The sequence below is a fragment of the Leifsonia poae genome, from assembly GCF_050632195.1.
Lineage (GTDB): Bacteria > Actinomycetota > Actinomycetes > Actinomycetales > Microbacteriaceae > Leifsonia > Leifsonia poae_C.
This window is the reverse complement of the sequence record NZ_CP192580.1, coordinates 2,290,026-2,306,523: the sequence shown is the minus strand read 5'-3', so window position 1 is coordinate 2,306,523 and position 16,498 is coordinate 2,290,026. Positions and strand designations below refer to the sequence as shown.

The 16,498-nt window shown below is 67.7% G+C and carries 10 protein-coding genes and 4 pseudogenes; 10 read left to right on the top strand and 4 right to left on the bottom strand.

Features of this window, described 5'->3' with window-relative positions:
* Positions 1 to 5: 5 nt before the first annotated feature.
* Positions 6 to 788, bottom strand: a complete 783-nt coding sequence (locus tag ACQ86A_RS11665) for an aminotransferase class IV (RefSeq protein ID WP_431277218.1) — start codon at positions 786 to 788, stop codon at positions 6 to 8.
* Between the two features lie 12 nt (positions 789 to 800).
* On the opposite strand from ACQ86A_RS11665, the gene ACQ86A_RS11660 reads away from it, so the two are divergent.
* From ACQ86A_RS11660 to holA, 6 genes and pseudogenes are all read left to right on the top strand, one after another.
* Entirely contained in the window at positions 801 to 2,285 is a 1,485-nt protein-coding gene (locus tag ACQ86A_RS11660) for an anthranilate synthase component I family protein (protein WP_431277217.1), read from the top strand.
* Between the two features lie 97 nt (positions 2,286 to 2,382).
* Positions 2,383 to 4,971 (top strand): leucine--tRNA ligase, encoded by a 2,589-nt coding sequence (gene leuS / locus ACQ86A_RS11655; RefSeq protein WP_431277216.1) that lies wholly within the window; start codon positions 2,383 to 2,385, stop codon positions 4,969 to 4,971.
* Positions 4,972 to 5,432: 461 nt separating this feature from the next.
* Positions 5,433 to 5,882 carry a ComEA family DNA-binding protein gene (locus ACQ86A_RS11650; protein ID WP_431277215.1) on the top strand — a complete coding sequence of 150 codons (450 nt, stop codon included), beginning with the start codon at positions 5,433 to 5,435 and terminating at the stop codon, positions 5,880 to 5,882.
* Entirely contained in the window at positions 5,879 to 6,619 is a 741-nt protein-coding gene (locus ACQ86A_RS11645) for a hypothetical protein (protein ID WP_431277214.1), read from the top strand. The genes ACQ86A_RS11650 and ACQ86A_RS11645 overlap by 4 nt, the downstream gene beginning before the upstream one ends.
* Before the next feature lie 29 nt (positions 6,620 to 6,648).
* Positions 6,649 to 7,659, top strand: a pseudogene (locus ACQ86A_RS11640) (ComEC/Rec2 family competence protein); the annotation flags it as partial.
* Between the two features lie 689 nt (positions 7,660 to 8,348).
* Positions 8,349 to 9,388: pseudogene (holA, locus tag ACQ86A_RS11635) on the top strand (DNA polymerase III subunit delta).
* A 99-nt stretch (positions 9,389 to 9,487) separates the two neighbouring features.
* Here the strand turns inward: holA and rpsT are convergent.
* Both rpsT and ACQ86A_RS11625 read right to left on the bottom strand, forming a co-directional pair.
* Positions 9,488 to 9,748: a 30S ribosomal protein S20 gene (gene rpsT, locus ACQ86A_RS11630; protein WP_431277213.1), complete on the bottom strand. Its 261-nt coding sequence runs from the start codon at positions 9,746 to 9,748 to the stop codon at positions 9,488 to 9,490.
* A 140-nt stretch (positions 9,749 to 9,888) separates the two neighbouring features.
* The gene (locus ACQ86A_RS11625) at positions 9,889 to 10,689 is read right to left on the bottom strand and encodes an NAD-dependent epimerase/dehydratase family protein (RefSeq protein ID WP_431277212.1); all 801 of its coding nucleotides are present in this window, start codon (positions 10,687 to 10,689) and stop codon (positions 9,889 to 9,891) included.
* Between the two features lie 163 nt (positions 10,690 to 10,852).
* Between ACQ86A_RS11625 and ACQ86A_RS11620 the strand changes: the two genes are divergently transcribed.
* From ACQ86A_RS11620 to hemW, 4 genes and pseudogenes are all read left to right on the top strand, one after another.
* On the top strand, positions 10,853 to 12,079 hold the full coding sequence (locus ACQ86A_RS11620) for an amidohydrolase (RefSeq protein WP_431277211.1): 1,227 nt from the start codon (positions 10,853 to 10,855) through the stop codon (positions 12,077 to 12,079).
* Between the two features lie 142 nt (positions 12,080 to 12,221).
* Positions 12,222 to 14,071 (top strand): annotated as a pseudogene (lepA, locus tag ACQ86A_RS11615) (translation elongation factor 4).
* 10 nt (positions 14,072 to 14,081) lie between these two features.
* Positions 14,082 to 14,729, top strand: coding sequence for a DUF1990 family protein (locus ACQ86A_RS11610; protein WP_431277210.1), 648 nt, complete (start codon positions 14,082 to 14,084; stop codon positions 14,727 to 14,729).
* Position 14,730: 1 nt separating this feature from the next.
* A pseudogene (gene hemW, locus ACQ86A_RS11605) lies at positions 14,731 to 15,961 on the top strand (radical SAM family heme chaperone HemW).
* Here the strand turns inward: hemW and ACQ86A_RS11600 are convergent.
* Positions 15,958 to 16,488, bottom strand: coding sequence for a dihydrofolate reductase family protein (locus ACQ86A_RS11600; RefSeq protein ID WP_431277209.1), 531 nt, complete (start codon positions 16,486 to 16,488; stop codon positions 15,958 to 15,960). The pseudogene hemW and the gene ACQ86A_RS11600 sit on opposite strands and share 4 nt — an antisense overlap.
* Between the last annotated feature and the right edge of the window lie 10 nt (positions 16,489 to 16,498).

Below are 16,498 nucleotides of genomic sequence, written 5' to 3'. Positions count from 1 at the left end.
CAGCCCTACAGCGAGCGGGCGAGGGCGTTCAGTCGGGCGCGCCAGGCGGCGGTGCGGGGCGCATCCTGAGCCAACCTCGGTCCATTGACCCAAGCAGGCACCGACCGGATGCCATGCAGCGCGTTCACCGCCCACACCACGCAGCCCTCCAGCTCGGCGGGGGATACGCCCTCCTCGTCGACCGGGACTCCGAGAGCGGCGGCCACACCTCGAACCGTGCGGGCAGCGACACTGTCGACGCGGGGCAGGCTCAAGGGAGGGGTGACAAGCGTTCCGTCGCGCCACCACAGCAGCGCCGTCGACGAGCCGTCGGAGACGTGTCCACCATCGAGGATGACGGCCTCCTGCGCGCCGACCCGCTGCGCCTCTTGCCGCAGCCGGCTCATTGCGTCGAGGTCAGGGCCCTTCAGAAGGGGTGTCGTGCGTGGATCACCCTTTGCAGTGGCGAGCACGACTGTCTCGGTGAGCGGCGGCGCGGTGCGGAGGCGGAAACGCAGGCGCTGCGCATCCCGAACCGTCACCAGTTCGAACCGGGGAAACCACTGACCCTCGCGCGGTATGCCGGCCAGGGAGGTCGTCCAGAAGGCGTCGAGGTCGTCGCGATCGCGGAACCCTTGCTCGAACGCGGTGTCGGCGAAGCGGGCGCGGTGGAGACCGATCGCGAGAGCGGAGCCGTCGGACACGAGAAAGGAATCCGCGGCTTCGAGCGCGGTCTCCGCAACATCGCAGTCGTCCACGGCGAGGAGTTCGCCTCCGCGCCAATCGAAGAGGGTGCTGCTCGCGTCCATTCGCCTAGGCTAATGCAGGTGGTTCCCCGTCTTCGCAGGCTCCCGGTCGACGGCTGGGCCGACCCCGCCGACCTCTTCGTGGCGCTGTACAGCGACTCGCCGGATGCGGTGTGGCTGGATGCGGGGGCCGGCGCGAGCACGGCCCGCAGCTACCTGGCGAGTGGCGACCTCACCGCGACCTTCGCACTCGCCGACGGGAACGTCGTCGTCCGATCGCAGGAAGGCATTCGGGCTTTCGAGGGCACGATGCTCCACTTCCTGCGCGACGACCTGGCGCGCCGGGCAGACGCGCCGGGAGAGCCGCACGCGGCGACGGGTGACTCGGGTGAGCCGTCGTTCGCGCTCGGCTGGGTGGGGTGGCTCGGCTACGAGAGCGGCGTCTCGCTGAGCGGGATTCCCGTCGCGCCGACAACGGGTCCGGATGCGGCGATGCTGTTCGTCGACCGAGCGATCGAGATCGACCACGAGCGGCAGACGATCGAACTGCTCGTGCTCGACGGCGCTCAAGGCGCTGAAGGTGCTGACGTGGATGGCTGGGTCGCGCGGGTGCGCGCCGCGGTTGCCACAGCATCCGGAGCCGCCGCGGACTATGCACTTCGTCACGAGAGCCGCACGACCACGGCGCCCGCCACCTGGCGCCACAGCGACGGCGAATACCTGGCGCTCATCGCGGCCTGCCAGGACGCCATTCGGCGTGGCGACGCTTACCAGCTCTGCCTCACGAACACCGCGATCTCCGACGCCGACCGCGACGCCCTCGCTGTACACCTGCGACTGCGTGCCTCCAGCCCCGCCCATCACGGCGGTCTGCTTCGAATCGCGGGCACTGAGCTTGTGAGTTCGTCTCCGGAGCAGTTCCTCGCTGTGACACCGGCCGGACGGGTGCGGACCAAGCCGATCAAGGGAACGAGGCCGCGCGGCGCCACCCTGGCCCGCGACCTCGAACTCAGGGCCGAGCTGGAGGCGAGCGAGAAGGAGCGCGCCGAGAACGTGATGATCGTCGACCTCATGCGCAACGACCTCGGGCGGGTCAGCGAAGTGGGCTCGGTCGAGGTTCACCACCTGCTCGCCGTCGAGAGCTACCCGCAGGTGCACCAGCTCGTCAGCACTGTCGAGGGCCGGCTGCTGCCGGGCCTGACTGCCGTGGATGCTGTCGCGGCGTGCTTTCCCGCGGGGTCGATGACCGGGGCTCCCAAGCTCAGCGCGATGCGCATCCTGAACTCTCTCGAGGGCGGCCCGCGCGGCGTGTACTCGGGATGTTTCGGGTACTTCGGCCTCGATGGCGCCGCCGACCTCGCGATGGTCATCAGAAGCATTGCGATCCGGCCCGGGCGGGTGACCATCGGGGCCGGGGGCGGGATCACCGCGCTCTCGGTCCCCGAGGAAGAGCTCGACGAAGTGGCGGTCAAGGCGCGGGCGTTGTTTGCTGCTGCCGGGCTGAGCATCGACCGAGGCGAGCATGGCATCGGGAACGGATCGCGCGGCTCGAACGTTTAGTACTGTTGGATGACGAAATGTGTTCGAAACGAACGCAGATCCCTCCTCTTCCGTCCGGCGAGCGTCCGCCGCACGAATCACAACGAATGAGAGTCACGTGGCACACGAGCACGATTCAGCTACCGCGCCGGTCGAGGGCGCGCAGTACGACTTCGCCGCCATCCAGAACCACTGGATGCCGATCTGGGATGAGCTGAAGCCGTTCGCGACGAGCGACCCGTCTGACAATCGCCCGCGCAAGTACGTGCTCGACATGTTCCCCTACCCCTCGGGCGACCTGCACATGGGTCACGCCGAGGCCTACGCGCTGGGCGACGTCATCGCGCGCTACTGGCGCCAGCAGGGCTTCAACGTGCTGCACCCGATCGGCTGGGACTCGTTCGGCCTGCCCGCCGAGAACGCCGCCATCAAGCGCGGACTCGACCCGAACGGTTGGACCAACGACAACATCGCGCAGCAGAAGGCGAGCATGCGCCGCTACGCGCCCAGCTTCGACTGGGACCGCGTGCTGCAGACGAGCGACCCCGAGTTCTACCGCTGGAACCAGTGGCTGTTCCTGAAGCTGTACGAGAAGGGTCTGGCGTACCGCAAGGCCAGCTCGGTCAACTGGTGTCCGTTCGACCAGACCGTTCTGGCCAACGAGCAGGTCGTCAACGGGCGCTGCGAGCGCTGCGACAACCTGGTCACCAAGAAGAAGCTGACGCAGTGGTACTTCCGCATCACCGATTACGGCGACCGTCTGCTGGATGACCTGAACCAGCTGGAGGGCGCCTGGCCGTCCAAGGTCATCAGCATGCAGCGCAACTGGATCGGCCGCTCGACGGGCGCCGACGTGCGGTTCACGATCGAGGGCCGCGACGAGCCCGTCACGGTGTACACCACGCGCCCCGACACGCTGTACGGCGTGACCTTCATGGTGGTCGCTCCCGACTCCGACCTGGCCGCTGAGCTGGTTCAGGATGCGCGACCCGAGGTGAAGGCGCGCTTCGACGCGTACCTGGAACAGGTTCGCGGCACCACCGAGATGGACCGTCTGAGCTCGGACCGCGAGAAGACGGGCGTCTTCCTGGAGCGCCACGCGATCAACCCGCTGACCGGCGAGAGGCTGCCAATCTGGGCCGCGGACTACGTGCTGAGCGATTACGGTCACGGCGCGATCATGGCCGTGCCCGCGCACGACCAGCGCGACCTGGACTTCGCGCGTGCGTTCGATCTGCCTGTGCGCGTGGTGGTCGACACGAATCAGCCCGTCACCGGCGCGATCCCGGTCATCCACACCGACCCGGAGACCGGCGAGCCGATCCTGCCGGACGACCTGCCGCCGCAGAATCCGCTCGAGACCGGCACCGCGCTGACCGGCGAGGGCCGCCTGATCAACTCGGGTCCGTTCGACGGTCTGAGCAAGTCGAACGCCATTCGTCGGGTCACCGAGGCACTGCAGGCCGGATCGCTGGGCACGCCGTCGAAGAACTTCCGTCTGCGCGACTGGCTGATCTCCCGGCAGCGCTACTGGGGCACGCCCATCCCGATCATCCACTGCGAGCAGTGCGGCGAGGTGCCGGTGCCCGATTCCGAGCTGCCGCTGCTGCTGCCGCCGGCCGAGGGCCTGGACCTGCAGCCGAAGGGCACGAGCCCGCTGGGCGCGGCCTCCGACTGGGTCAACGTCACCTGCCCCACGTGCGGCGGCCCGGCCAAGCGCGACACCGACACGATGGACACGTTCGTCGACAGCTCGTGGTACTTCCTGCGTTACCTGTCCCCGCGTGACTCGACCCAGGCGTTCGACCCGGCCGAGGCCGAGAAGTGGGCGCCGGTCGACCAGTACGTCGGCGGCGTGACCCACGCCATCCTGCACCTGCTGTATTCGCGATTCATCGCCAAGGTTCTGTTCGACCTGGGCTACCTGAGCTTCACCGAGCCGTTCACGGCGCTGCTGAACCAGGGGCTGGTGCTGATGGACGGTTCCGCGATGAGCAAGTCGCGCGGCAACCTGGTGAAGCTGTCCGATCAGTTGGACGAGCACGGCGTCGACGCGGTTCGCCTGACCATGGCGTTCGCCGGTCCTCCGGAAGACGACATCGACTGGGCGGATGTGTCTCCCGCCGGAAGCGCCAAGTTCCTGGCCCGCGCCTGGCGCGTCGCCCACGACGTGACCAGCTCGCCGGATGCTGTCTGGAAGAACGGCGACCAGGCTCTGCGCCGGGTCACCCACCGCTTCCTCGCGGACGCCCCGGGTCTGATCGAGGCATTCAAGTTCAACGTCGTCGTCGCACGCCTGATGGAGCTGGTCAACGCCACGCGCAAGACCATCGATAGCGGTGCCGGCGCGGGCGATCCCGCTGTACGCGAGGCCGCTGAGGTCACCGCCATGGCGCTGAACCTGTTCGCGCCGTACACGGCAGAAGACATGTGGTCGAAGCTGGGCTACGAGCCGTCGGTGGCGCTGGCCCAGTGGCGCAAGCCGGACGCGACCCTCCTGATCGAGGAGTCGGTCACCGCGGTCATCCAGGTCGACGGCAAGGTGCGGGACAGGGTCGAGGTGTCGCCCAAGATCTCGGCCGATGAGCTCGAGGCTCTGGCGCGTGGCTCTGAGACCGTCAAGCGCTCGGTGGGCGAGCGGGAGGTCGTGAACGTGATCGTTCGTGCGCCCCGGCTGGTGAATATCGCGACCAGGCCGCGTTCGTAACACCGCGCTCTTTTCGTGAGCGTTGCTTTGCGGCGGTCCTCCACAGTGAGGGCCGCCGCTGGCTTCCACGGGTGTGCTGTGAGACGACCGGTGGGTCGCGCGGGTTCCTAGTGTGGTCGGATGCGACATCGAGCGGGGACGGACGGCGAGGACAGGCGCGACGGCTCGGTCGACGCCTCGTTCGATTCTTCGGTCGTGATCGCGGGTGGGGCGCAGAATGCGGGATCCCTGAGCGGAGTCCGCTCCGCGCGGGTGCGGATCGGAGTGGGCGCGGGCGTCGTGATCCTCATCGCGGCCCTCCTCGGAGCGGTACTAGTCAGTGCTATCGCGCAGCGGGGAGCGCGGGCGAGGTTGCAGCGGGATCGGCGAATGGTTCGGACTCTAGTGCCTCGTCCGACACTCGTTCGTCGGGCCTTGGAGCTCAGGCGGCGTCAGGCGACAGCGAGTCGGCAACGGCGCCCGTGCTCGTCCATGTGCTGGGCGCGGTGAAGAAGCCGGGCCTCGTGTCGCTGACAACGGGAGCGCGGGTCGTGGACGCGGTGGCCGCAGCAGGCGGCCTGACCGACGACGCCGAGGTGGCGGGAGTCAACCTCGCGCGTGTGCTCGCAGACGGCGAACAGCTCGTCGTGCCGCACGTCGGCGAGGTGCTGGCGCCTGCCGCCGGCGCCGGCGCCGGCGCAGGCGCTGGTGGCGGAGCTAGTGGGGCAGGAGCGTCCGAAGCCATGGTCAACCTCAACACGGCAGGTCAAGCCGAGTTGGAGACGCTGCCGCGCATCGGTCCGGCACTGGCTCAACGCATCCTGGATTATCGCAAAGCCAACGGCCGCTTCAAGGCGGTCGCTGACCTGATGAAGGTGACCGGCATCGGGCAGAAACTCTTCGAGGGCCTCAAGGATCGGCTCGCCGTATGACCGTCGACCTCAGGCTGGTCGTCCCGGCTGCTGTCATCTGGTCTGTCTGCGGTGTGGTCGTAGGGCTGCCGGAACAGGCGTGGTTGTTGGCGGCCGTGGCGTGGGCTCTCGCCGGCGCGGTCGCCATCGGCGCTGTGATGGCCGGGCGCCGGCGCCATGTGCGGGCCCCGCACGATCGGTCTGTAGCGGGTCGCGCGGGTCTGGCTCTGAGAATCGGGTGGATGGCGGCCTCGCTGTCGGTCATCGGTGCGGCTTCGGCCCTGGGGGCGATCGCCACGGATGTTCCACGACGGGCGCCGGACGCGCTCAGAGCAGCCGCCGCGACTGGTGCGGGCGTCACGCTGGCGGTGCGCACGGACAGCTCGCCCCAGTCGATCAGTTCGGCCTTCGACGGGCGGTCTCGATGGATGTGGCGAGGCACCGCGCTCTCTGCGACGATCGGCGACCGTCGCTTCGACCTCGACGCGCCCGTCTCGATCATCGCAACCGCTTCAGCCCAGGAGGTTGGCAGGGTGATCTTCGGTGGTGTCGCCGTTGTAGCCGGCACACTGCGCCCGGCGGAACCGGGCGAGTCCACGAGCTTCATCGCGGTCGCTCGCGATGCTCCTCGGCTGGGCGCCGATCCGCCCTTCTGGTCGGCGTGGACGGCGCAGCTTCGCCAGGGGCTGGCTGCCGGGGCGGCACGCACCCTGGTGATGGTGGCGCACTCCTTCCCGGTCTCTCGATCGGAGACGTGAGGGCTGTCGGTCCTGACCTTGATGACGCGATGAAGGCGAGCTCGCTGAGCCATCTGACCGCTGTGTCCGGCGCGAACTGTGCTCTCGTCACAGGGCTCGTCTTCTTCGGTTGCGCATTAGCCGGGCTGGGCCGGAGAACCCGGGTCGTCGTCGCGCTGCTGGCATTGGCCGCATTCGTCGTCCTGGTGACACCCGGCGCGAGCGTCATCCGTGCAGCCGCGATGGCCGTGGTCGTGCTCATCGCTGTCGCCCGCGGTCGACCTGCCCAGGGCCTGCCCGTGCTGGCTCTTGCAGTCATCGTGCTGCTGCTCCACGACCCGTGGCTCTCCCGCGACTACGGTTTTGCGCTCTCGGTGCTCGCGACGACGGGGCTGCTCGTTCTCGCCGGGCCGCTGGCGCGCATCCTGACCAGGTGGATGCCGCGTGCCCTTGCGGTCGTCGTCTCGATCCCGGTGGCCGCACAGGTGATGTGTCAGCCGGTGCTCGTCCTGCTCGCGCCCACTCTCCCGCTCTATGGCATTGGCGCCAATCTGCTGGCCGAGCCCGCTGCGCCGCTCGCGACGGTTCTCGGCCTGGCTGCCTGCCTCGTTCTTCCGCTTGCCCCCGTGCTGGGGCAGGCGATGGTCTGGCTCGCGTGGCTTCCGGCAGCGTGGATCGCGCAGGTCGCGCACACGGCGAGTTCCCTTCCAGCGAGCAGTCTTCCCTGGATCGACGGACCGATGGGCGTCCTGCTCGCAGTCGGTATCGTCGTCGCGATCGCGGTGATCGCGTTGTCACGGGCAGGACCGAGCAGGGGATTCGCGGCCACCATCGCAGGCGTAGCCCTGGTCGCTGGTGTCGGGCTGTATTCGGGGAGCCTCGGTGGAGGTGCACTCGGTCGGACGCTGTCGATACCGCCCGACTGGCAGATCGCTGCCTGTGACGTCGGTCAGGGCGATGGGCTCCTGATCCGCGACGGCGACAGTGTTGCGATGATCGATGTCGGGCGCGAGCCGGGGCCGGCGAAAGCCTGTCTCGAGCGACTGGGGGTCAGCAGGATCGAGCTCCTGGTTCTCACCCACTACGACGCCGACCACATCGGGGGCCTCGCCGGGGTCGTCGGAATGACGGAGTCGGCGATCGTCGGCCAGACCGGCAGAGTGGCCGACGAACGCGTCGTAACCCAACTGCGGCGGTCCGGTGTCGAGATCACTCAGGGGTACGAAGGGATGCGGGGCGCCATCGGCGGTCTCGCGTGGCGCATCCTGTGGCCGCAGAGACCACCTGCCGGTGTGCCCGCAGCGAGTGGGAACGCCGGAAGCGTGGCGGTCGAGGTGGAGGGCCGAGGTCTGCGATCGGTGTTCCTGGGCGACCTCGGCGAAGACGCGCAGAAAGATCTTCTCGCAACGGAAAGGGTGGGGCCGGTGGATGTGGTCAAGGTCGCTCACCACGGGTCGGCCGACCAGAGCGAGGCGCTCTACGAGCGTCTGCGCGCGACGGTCGGGCTGGTGTCGGTCGGAGTGGACAACGGTTACGGCCACCCGACTGCGCGGGCACTGCAGATCCTGAAACACAGTGGCACGGCCGTCGAGCGCACGGACAGGCAGGGCCTCATCCTGATCTCACCCGGGGAGACGGCCGGCGGTGTCAGGGTGTGGAGCGAGCGCTCGTCGGAGGCCGAGCCCGGTGCTGTCGACGGGCCGAGCGATGACGGCCGTCCACCGTATGCTGGAGAGGACCGAGGAGGAACGTGGCGGTACGAGCCAGCAGCAAGGCAAGCGCAAGCAAGGGGCGCACCGCAGCCGTCGCCATCCCGCAGCTCGCGTGGAATCAGATCCGATCGGCGCCGGTGGTGCTCGTCTCCGGCACGGAAGGCTTTCTCGCCGACCGTTCGATCAGGGCATTGCGCGACAGCCTCAAGGCGGAGGATCCGAGCCTCGAGATCAGCGACATCGCCGCCAACGACTACGCGCCCGGCGAACTGCTGACGCTCGCCAGCCCCTCGCTGTTCGGCGAGCCACGACTGATCCGCGTCGAGGGGGTCGAGAAGACCAACGACGTGTTCCTGACCGAGATGCTCGAGTACCTCGAGTCCCCGGCAGACGGCACCGTCGTCGTTCTGCGCCATGGAGGAGGCGTTCGGGGCAAGAAGCTCCTCGACGCCATCCGCTCCGGCACGGGCGGCGGCGTCGAGGTCGTCTGCACCGAGCTCAAGCGGGACTCTGACAAATACGATTTCGCCCAGGCGGAGTTCAAGGCGGCCGGCAAGAAGATCGCACCGGCTGCGCTCCGAGCCGTCACCTCCGCCTTCTCCGACGACCTCGCCGAGTTGGCGGCCGCCTGCCAGCAGCTCATCGCCGACACTGCGGCGGAGATCACGGAGGCGACCGTCGACAAGTACTACGGCGGCCGGATGGAGACCAACGCTTTCCAGGTCGCCGACGCTGCCATCGCGGGCCGGCACGGCGAGGCCCTCGTCACGATGCGGCACGCGCTGGCGTCGGGCGCAGATCCCGTGCCCATGGTCGCAGCATTCGCGAGCAAGATCCGCACGATGGCCAAGCTGTCGGGAGCCAGAGGCGGCTCCGGCCAGCTGGCGCAGCAGTTCGGCCTCGCCCCCTGGCAGGTCGACCGCGCCAAGCGCGACCTCAAGGCTGGACGGAAGACGGCCTCGGGCGGTGCATCGAAGTGCTCGCCGAGACCGACGCGAACGTGAAGGGCGGCGGCCGAGACCCCGTTTTCGCGCTGGAGCGGATGATCCGCATCGTCAGCGCCCGCGGACGAGACTAGGCGCGGCCCAAGCGGCAGAAGAAGGCGCGCAAACGCGAAGAGCCCCCGTCGTCATGACGGGGGCTCTTCGCTGCGCGGACGGATCCGCGGATGTCTGACTTAGAGGCTCGCGACCTGCTTGGCGATGGCCGACTTGCGGTTCGCTGCCTGGTTCTTGTGGATGACGCCCTTGCTGGCGGCCTTGTCGAGCTTCTTGTTGGCGACCTTCAGCGCGGAGACGGCCTTGTCCTTGTCACCGGAGACGACGGCCTCGCGGGTCGCGCGAACGGCGGTCTTGACCTCGCTCTTGACGGCCTTGTTGCGATCGGTCGCCTTCTTGTTGGTGCCGATGCGCTTGATCTGCGACTTGATGTTTGCCACGTGTGGTTACTTTCGTTTGAAGTGAGTTACGGATGAGCCGCTCAGCGAGAGAGGGCGCCTTGCGGCAGTCGTGCGGACGAACCCACACGCAAGCCAACAAACAACTTTACCAGCGCCCGCCCTCAGAACCAAAAGCGCTGCTACGCGCGAGCCGTGTCGGCCGGGGCGTACGTACCCGAAGCGATCTCCTCGACCAGCGAGACACCGTTCGGCTCCCAGCCCAGGTCGATGCGTGCGCGACCGCCACGGGCCTGCTGGTCGAGCAGCAGCGCATCCGCGAGTCCTTCGCCGAGTCGCGACCGCGACTCGGACACGGACTCGGCCTCGACCCGTCCATCAAGCCCGGCCGTGACGGATGCGACCTCAGCGAGCTCCCGAACCGTTGGGTTGATTCCGCTGGCGCCGACATAGACGGCTCCGGCATCTCCGCGTTCGAACGCGAGCACATAGAGTGCGGCCAAGTCGTCGACGTGCACGGTCGCCCAGTGCTGCGACCCGTCGCCGATGAGTCGCAATGCAGGGACGCCGCCCGAGCCACGCGGCGCGTCGACGATCACGTTCGCCAGTCCCTTCCCGTGCCCGTAAACGATCGACGGAACGACGACGGCGGTCCGGATGCCCGCAGCAGACAGCACACGCGTCTCGTTCGCCCCGCGCCACGCCGTTAACGCGGGTGGGTCGAGAGGCGAGTCTTCCGCGATGTCGGCATTCGAGCCGAACGACCAGATCCCGCCCGTGTGCACGAACGGCTTGCCGCTTCCTTCGAGACCGCGCAGCACAGCTTCGATGAAGACCGGGTCGACATCCTTCGCCGACGCCAGGTGAATCACTCCGTCGCTGTCGCGCGCAGCGCTCGTGACCAGGTCCGCATCCGTCGCGTCTCCGATGATCGCCGTCGCGCCGGCCGCTTCGACGACCGCCGCCTTCGCCTCGTCGCGCACGAGCGCCGTGACGGAGTGACCCTCTTCGATCAGGAGGGGAGAACGGATGATCCGATGAAGCCGGTCGCGCCGGTGAGGAGAATACTCATGCTGAAGGCCAACGCGACAGCCCTCGTCGCATTCCCGCCGGGCTGTCCGGTTTCGCGGGCGTAGGCTCGAATCCATGACTCAGAACGCATCCATCGCCATCGTCAACGCCTATGTCGTCCCGGTCGCCGGTGACCCGATCGACGGGGGCACGGTCCTCGTCGAGAACGGCAAGATCTCCGCTGTGGGGCTCGACGTGACGGTTCCGGATGGGGTGCGCACGATCGACGCGGCAGGCAAGTGGGTGCTTCCCGGCTTCATCGAGTCGCACGGTCACGTGGGCATCCACGAAGAGGCCAACGGCCCCGCGGGCGACGACACGAATGAGATGACGACCCCGAACACTGCCGCGGTGCGCGCGATCGACGCGATCAACATCGACGACGAGGGATTCCGGGATGCGCTCTCCGGCGGTGTGACATCGATCGTCGTGAAGCCCGGCTCGGGCAACCCGATCGGCGGCCAGACCGTCGCCATCAAGTCCTGGGGCGGTCGCACGATCGACGAGCAGGTCATCCGTGAGGCGGTGAGCGTCAAATCGGCGCTCGGGGAGAACCCGAAGCGCGTCTACGGTGCGAAGAACGTCACGCCGAGCACCCGCCTGGGCGTCGCGATGATCATCCGCGAGGCGTTCGTCGAGGCGCAGAACTACCGCGCGCAGCGCGACGATGCACAGAAGGAGGGCAAGCCCTTCGCGCGAGATCTCGGCAAGGAGACGCTCGTGCGGGTGCTCGACGGCGAACTCGCCTGGGACCAGCACACGCACCGTCACGACGACATCGCCACGGCCATCCGTCTCGCCGACGAGTTCGGCTACCGCCTCGTGATCAACCATGGCACCGAGGGGCACAAGCTCGCCGATGTGCTCGCCGAGCGCGACATCCCGGTCATCTTCGGACCGCTCTTCACCGCCCGGTCGAAGGTCGAGCTGAAGGATCGTGCGATTGCGAACCTGGGCAAACTCGCCGCCGCAGGCGTCCGCGTTGCGATCACGACCGACCACCCCGTCGTGCCGATCAACTTCCTCGTGCACCAGGCTTCGCTCGCTGTCAAGGAGGGACTGCCCCGCGACACGGCAATCGAGGCGCTCACCGTGAATCCTGCATCCTTCCTCAAGCTGGATGAGCGCGTGGGTTCGCTCACGCCCGGTCTCGACGGTGACGTTGTGATCTGGTCGGGCGACCCCCTCGACGTGAATTCACGCGCCGAGGTCGTCTTCATCGACGGATCCGAGGTCTACCGCTGGGAGGGCGACCACGGGCATGTGGTCGAGCGCTCCGAGCGCTTCTCGACCGCCGGCTAGAAGCCCCTTGTGGACAACTGACCCTGTGCAGTCGTGCGAAAGGTGCGGTTCGGTACTCCCGAATCGCACCTTTCGCACGATTCGACGCCGTGGGGGGCACGAATAGGGTTGCGGCCCCGGCTCGTGGGAGAATCGAACCACAATGTCACCACGAGCTCTGAAGGCCCTCGAGCCCGCCGCGACCGATCCGGCGTTCATCCGTAATTTCTGCATCATCGCCCACATCGACCACGGCAAATCCACCCTGGCCGACCGGATGCTGCAGATCACCGGCGTCGTCTCCGATCGCGACATGCGCGCCCAGTATCTCGACCGCATGGACATCGAGCGCGAGCGCGGCATCACCATCAAGAGCCAGGCCGTGCGCATGCCCTGGGAGATCGATGGCCAGAGCTTCGCCCTCAACATGATCGACACCCCCGGGCACGTCGACTTCACCTACGAGGTGTCACGGTCGCTCGCCGCCTGTGAGGGCGCGATCCTGCTCGTCGATGCTGCCCAGGGCATCGAGGCCCAGACGCTCGCAAACCTCTATCTCGCGCTCGAGAACGATCTGACGATCATCCCGGTGCTGAACAAGATCGACCTACCGGCTGCCGACCCCGACAAGTACGCGGCAGAGCTCGCGTCGCTGATCGGCGGCAAGCCGGAGGACGTGTTGCGCGTCTCTGGCAAGACAGGCATGGGCGTCGAAGACCTGCTCAACCGGGTCGTCGAGCAGATCCCGGCCCCGGTCGGCGACAAGGACGCTCCTGCGCGGGCGATGATCTTCGACTCCGTCTACGACAGCTACCGCGGCGTGATCACCTACGTCAGGATGATCGATGGCAAGCTCTCGCCCCGCGAACGCATCCAGATGATGTCGACAAAGGCCACCCACGAGATCCTCGAGATCGGCGTGAGCTCGCCCGAGCCGACCCCCTCGAAGGGCCTCGGCGTCGGCGAGGTCGGCTACCTGATCACGGGCGTGAAGGACGTGCGCCAGTCCAAGGTCGGTGACACGATCACCACCGCGGCCAAGCCGGCGACCCAGGCTCTGGCCGGGTACACCGAGCCCAAGCCGATGGTCTTCTCGGGACTGTACCCGATCGACGGCAGCGACTATCCGGAACTCCGCGAAGCGCTCGACAAACTGAAGCTGTCGGATGCGGCACTCGTCTACGAACCGGAGACATCGGTCGCGCTCGGGTTCGGCTTCCGTTGTGGCTTCCTCGGGCTGCTGCACCTCGAGATCGTCACGGAACGCCTCGAGCGCGAGTTCGGCCTCGACCTCATCACCACTGCTCCGAGCGTGATCTACGAGGTGACCACTGAGGACAAGAAGGTGATCACCGTCACCAACCCGAGCGAGTTCCCCGGCGGCAAGATCGCCAAGGTCGAGGAGCCGATGGTCAAGGCCGCGATCCTCGCTCCCAAGGACTACGTCGGCGTGATCATGGAGCTCTGCCAGAGCCGCCGCGGCTCTCTGCTCGGCATGGAGTACCTCGGCGAGGACCGCGTGGAGATCCGCTACACGATGCCCTCGGCGAGATCGTCTTCGACTTCTTCGACCAGCTGAAGAGCCGCACCGCCGGCTACGCGTCGCTCGACTACGAGCCCACGGGCGAGCAGGAGGCCGACCTGGTGAAGGTCGACATCCTCCTCCAGGGCGAGCAGGTGGATGCGTTCAGCGCGATCGTCCACCGCGACAAGGCATACGCGTACGGCGTGCTCATGACCGGCCGCCTGCGCGAGCTCATCCCGCGTCAGCAGTTCGAGGTGCCCATCCAGGCTGCCATCGGCGCCCGCATCATCGCCCGCGAGAGCATCCGTGCCATGCGCAAGGATGTGCTGGCCAAGTGTTACGGCGGTGACATCACCCGCAAGCGCAAGCTCCTCGAGAAGCAGAAGGAGGGCAAGAAGCGCATGAAGATGGTGGGCCGCGTCGAGGTTCCGCAGGAGGCGTTCATCGCCGCGCTCTCCGGCGACACGGAGAAAAAAGACAAGAAGTAGGCCAGGCACGATGCGACGCTCGACGTTCACCGACCAGCCCGTGACATACGGTGCCGTGGGCGGTACGCAGGCGCCCGATCTCATGTACTACCCGCCGAAGGGCTACCGACCCCTGCAGCGCGAGGCACGTCTCGGCAGCGGCGAGGATCGTTTCGCGACGGCCGTCACCGCTCTGATGACGTGGGGTGTCCAGCGGGGCAGCGGGATCAAGGTCACCGAGGCGCATGAGGGCACGGGCGTGCAGTACGAGGGCATCATCTTCAACCCTGACGGCTCTCCGTCGAAGTTGCAGGAACACCGGTCGAGCGAGGCCGTGTTTGCCGACGACGGCTCGCCATACATCGCCAACGGGATGACAGCGGTGCTGAAGATCCCGTTCTGGCCGGTCCACGTCTCCGCGCCGATCCGGGTCGTCTACGTGATCGACGAGCAGAACCGGGCCGGATTCGCCTACGGAACCATGCACGGGCATCCCGTGAGCGGCGAGGAAGCATTTCTGGTGGAAATGCGCGACGACGGATCGGTGTGGTTCGTGCTGCGCGCCTTCTCGCAGCCGGCGAACACGTTCTACCGCATCACCGCCCCGGTCCTCTGGCTCGTCCAGCGCCACTACACGGCTAAGTACCTCCGCTCGCTCCTGCCCGTTCGGTCGGTCTAGGGTGCCGAGCGCGCTTCCGCTGGGCGACCCCGCTCCGGCAGACGGATTGCCGCCCGCCTCCGCGGCGATCAACTCGGACGGCCGCAACTTCGGCGTCTATCTGCACGTCCCCTTCTGCCGGGTGCGGTGCGGGTACTGCGACTTCAACACGTACACGGCGACCGAGTTGCGGGGTGTGTCGCAGAGCGAGTACGCCGGACACGCGATCCGTGAGGTGGGATTCGCATCCCGAGCCCTCGAAGGCAGCGGCATCGAGGCGCGCCCGGTGTCGACCGTATTCTTCGGCGGCGGCACCCCGACCATGCTTCCCGCCAGTGATCTGGCTGGGATGCTCGGAGCTGTTCGCGACGCCTGGGGCCTCGCCGAGGGCGCCGAGGTCACGACGGAGGCGAATCCCGACTCGGTCGACGCTGCCTACCTCGAGCACCTGGCCGCTGCGGGCTTCACCCGGGTGTCGTTCGGGATGCAGTCGGCAGTGCCTCACGTGCTCGCCACGCTCGAACGCACGCACGACCCGGAGCGGGTGCCACTCGTCGTCGAGTGGGCGCGTGCGGCTGGTCTGCAGGTGAGCCTCGACCTCATCTACGGCACGCCGGGGGAGTCGCTCGACGACTGGAGCCGATCCCTTGACTCCGCGCTGGCGTGCGAGCCCGACCATCTCTCTGCGTACTCGCTGATCGTTGAGACGGGCACGAAGCTCGCCCGGCAGATCAAGTCCGGCGCGGTCGGCCAGCCCGACGAAGACCTCCAGGCCGACATGTACGAGTTGGCGGATGCGCGGATGACCGCTGCCGGTTACGCCTGGTACGAGGTCAGCAACTGGGCGAAGGACGACGCTCATCGCTCCAGGCACAACCTGTCGTACTGGCAGGGGCACGACTGGTGGGGCGTCGGACCGGGCGCCTCACAGCCATGTCGGCGGAGTGCGTTGGTGGAATGTGAAGCATCCGGCCGCCTACGCCGGGCGGGTACTCGCAGACGAGTCACCGGCTGCCGGACGGGAGACGCTCGATGCCGAGACACAGCGCGTCGAGCGCGTGCTGCTGCTGACGCGCATCCGGGACGGCCTGGGGATCGCCGAGCTAGATGGGGCGGGCAGAACCGCGGTCGCCGGACTGATCGCGGATGGGCTGGTCGACGCGGAAGCTGCGATACACGGATCGATCGAGCTCACGCTGCGCGGGCGGCTCCTGGCGGATGCCGTCGTGCGTCGTCTGCTTGCCGACGGCTAAGCGGCCGGCACGTACCGCAACGCGACGGCTCCGGAGTCGTAGTCGACCTTCTCGACGAGCTTCAGGTCGAGGCAGTCGGGAAGCCCCGCGAACAGGGTGGGCCCGTGGCCGGCGACACGGGGATGCACGACGAACTCGTACTCGTCGATCAGCCCCATCGCGGCGAGGGCCAGCGGGAGCTGCACGCCTCCGACGTAGAGCCCCTTCCCGGCCTCGCTCTTGAGCTGCCGGATCGCCTGCTCCAGATCGCCGCGCAGCAGCTCTGCGTTCCAGTCGACGCTATCGAGGCTGCTGGACACGACGTACTTCTTGGCCGGCCCGACCGCGCGGGCGAACGGATCGGTGGGATCCGTCGGCGCCCGCCACGCCGCCTCCATCATCTCGTACGTCACTCTGCCGAAGATGAGGGCATCGGCGCGGGCGAGGGTCTCGGCCGCGCGGCGATGCAGTTCCTCATCCGCCGACATCGCGCGATGATCGCAACAGCCGTCCACCGTGATGTTGATGGAGTAGCGGAGCGGTCGCATGTCGCAGATT

Excerpts from the sequence above, each read along its gene's own strand:
- ACQ86A_RS11600 (WP_431277209.1), bottom strand. The coding sequence starts at position 16,488 with ATGCGACCGCTCCGCTACTCCATCAACATCACGGTGGACGGCTGTTGC.
- ACQ86A_RS11620 (WP_431277211.1), top strand. The coding sequence starts at position 10,853 with ATGACTCAGAACGCATCCATCGCCATCGTCAACGCCTATGTCGTCCCG.
- ACQ86A_RS11645 (WP_431277214.1), top strand. The coding sequence starts at position 5,879 with ATGACCGTCGACCTCAGGCTGGTCGTCCCGGCTGCTGTCATCTGGTCT.
- ACQ86A_RS11665 (WP_431277218.1), bottom strand. The coding sequence starts at position 788 with ATGGACGCGAGCAGCACCCTCTTCGATTGGCGCGGAGGCGAACTCCTC.
- ACQ86A_RS11660 (WP_431277217.1), top strand. The coding sequence starts at position 801 with ATGCAGGTGGTTCCCCGTCTTCGCAGGCTCCCGGTCGACGGCTGGGCC.
- ACQ86A_RS11610 (WP_431277210.1), top strand. The coding sequence starts at position 14,082 with ATGCGACGCTCGACGTTCACCGACCAGCCCGTGACATACGGTGCCGTG.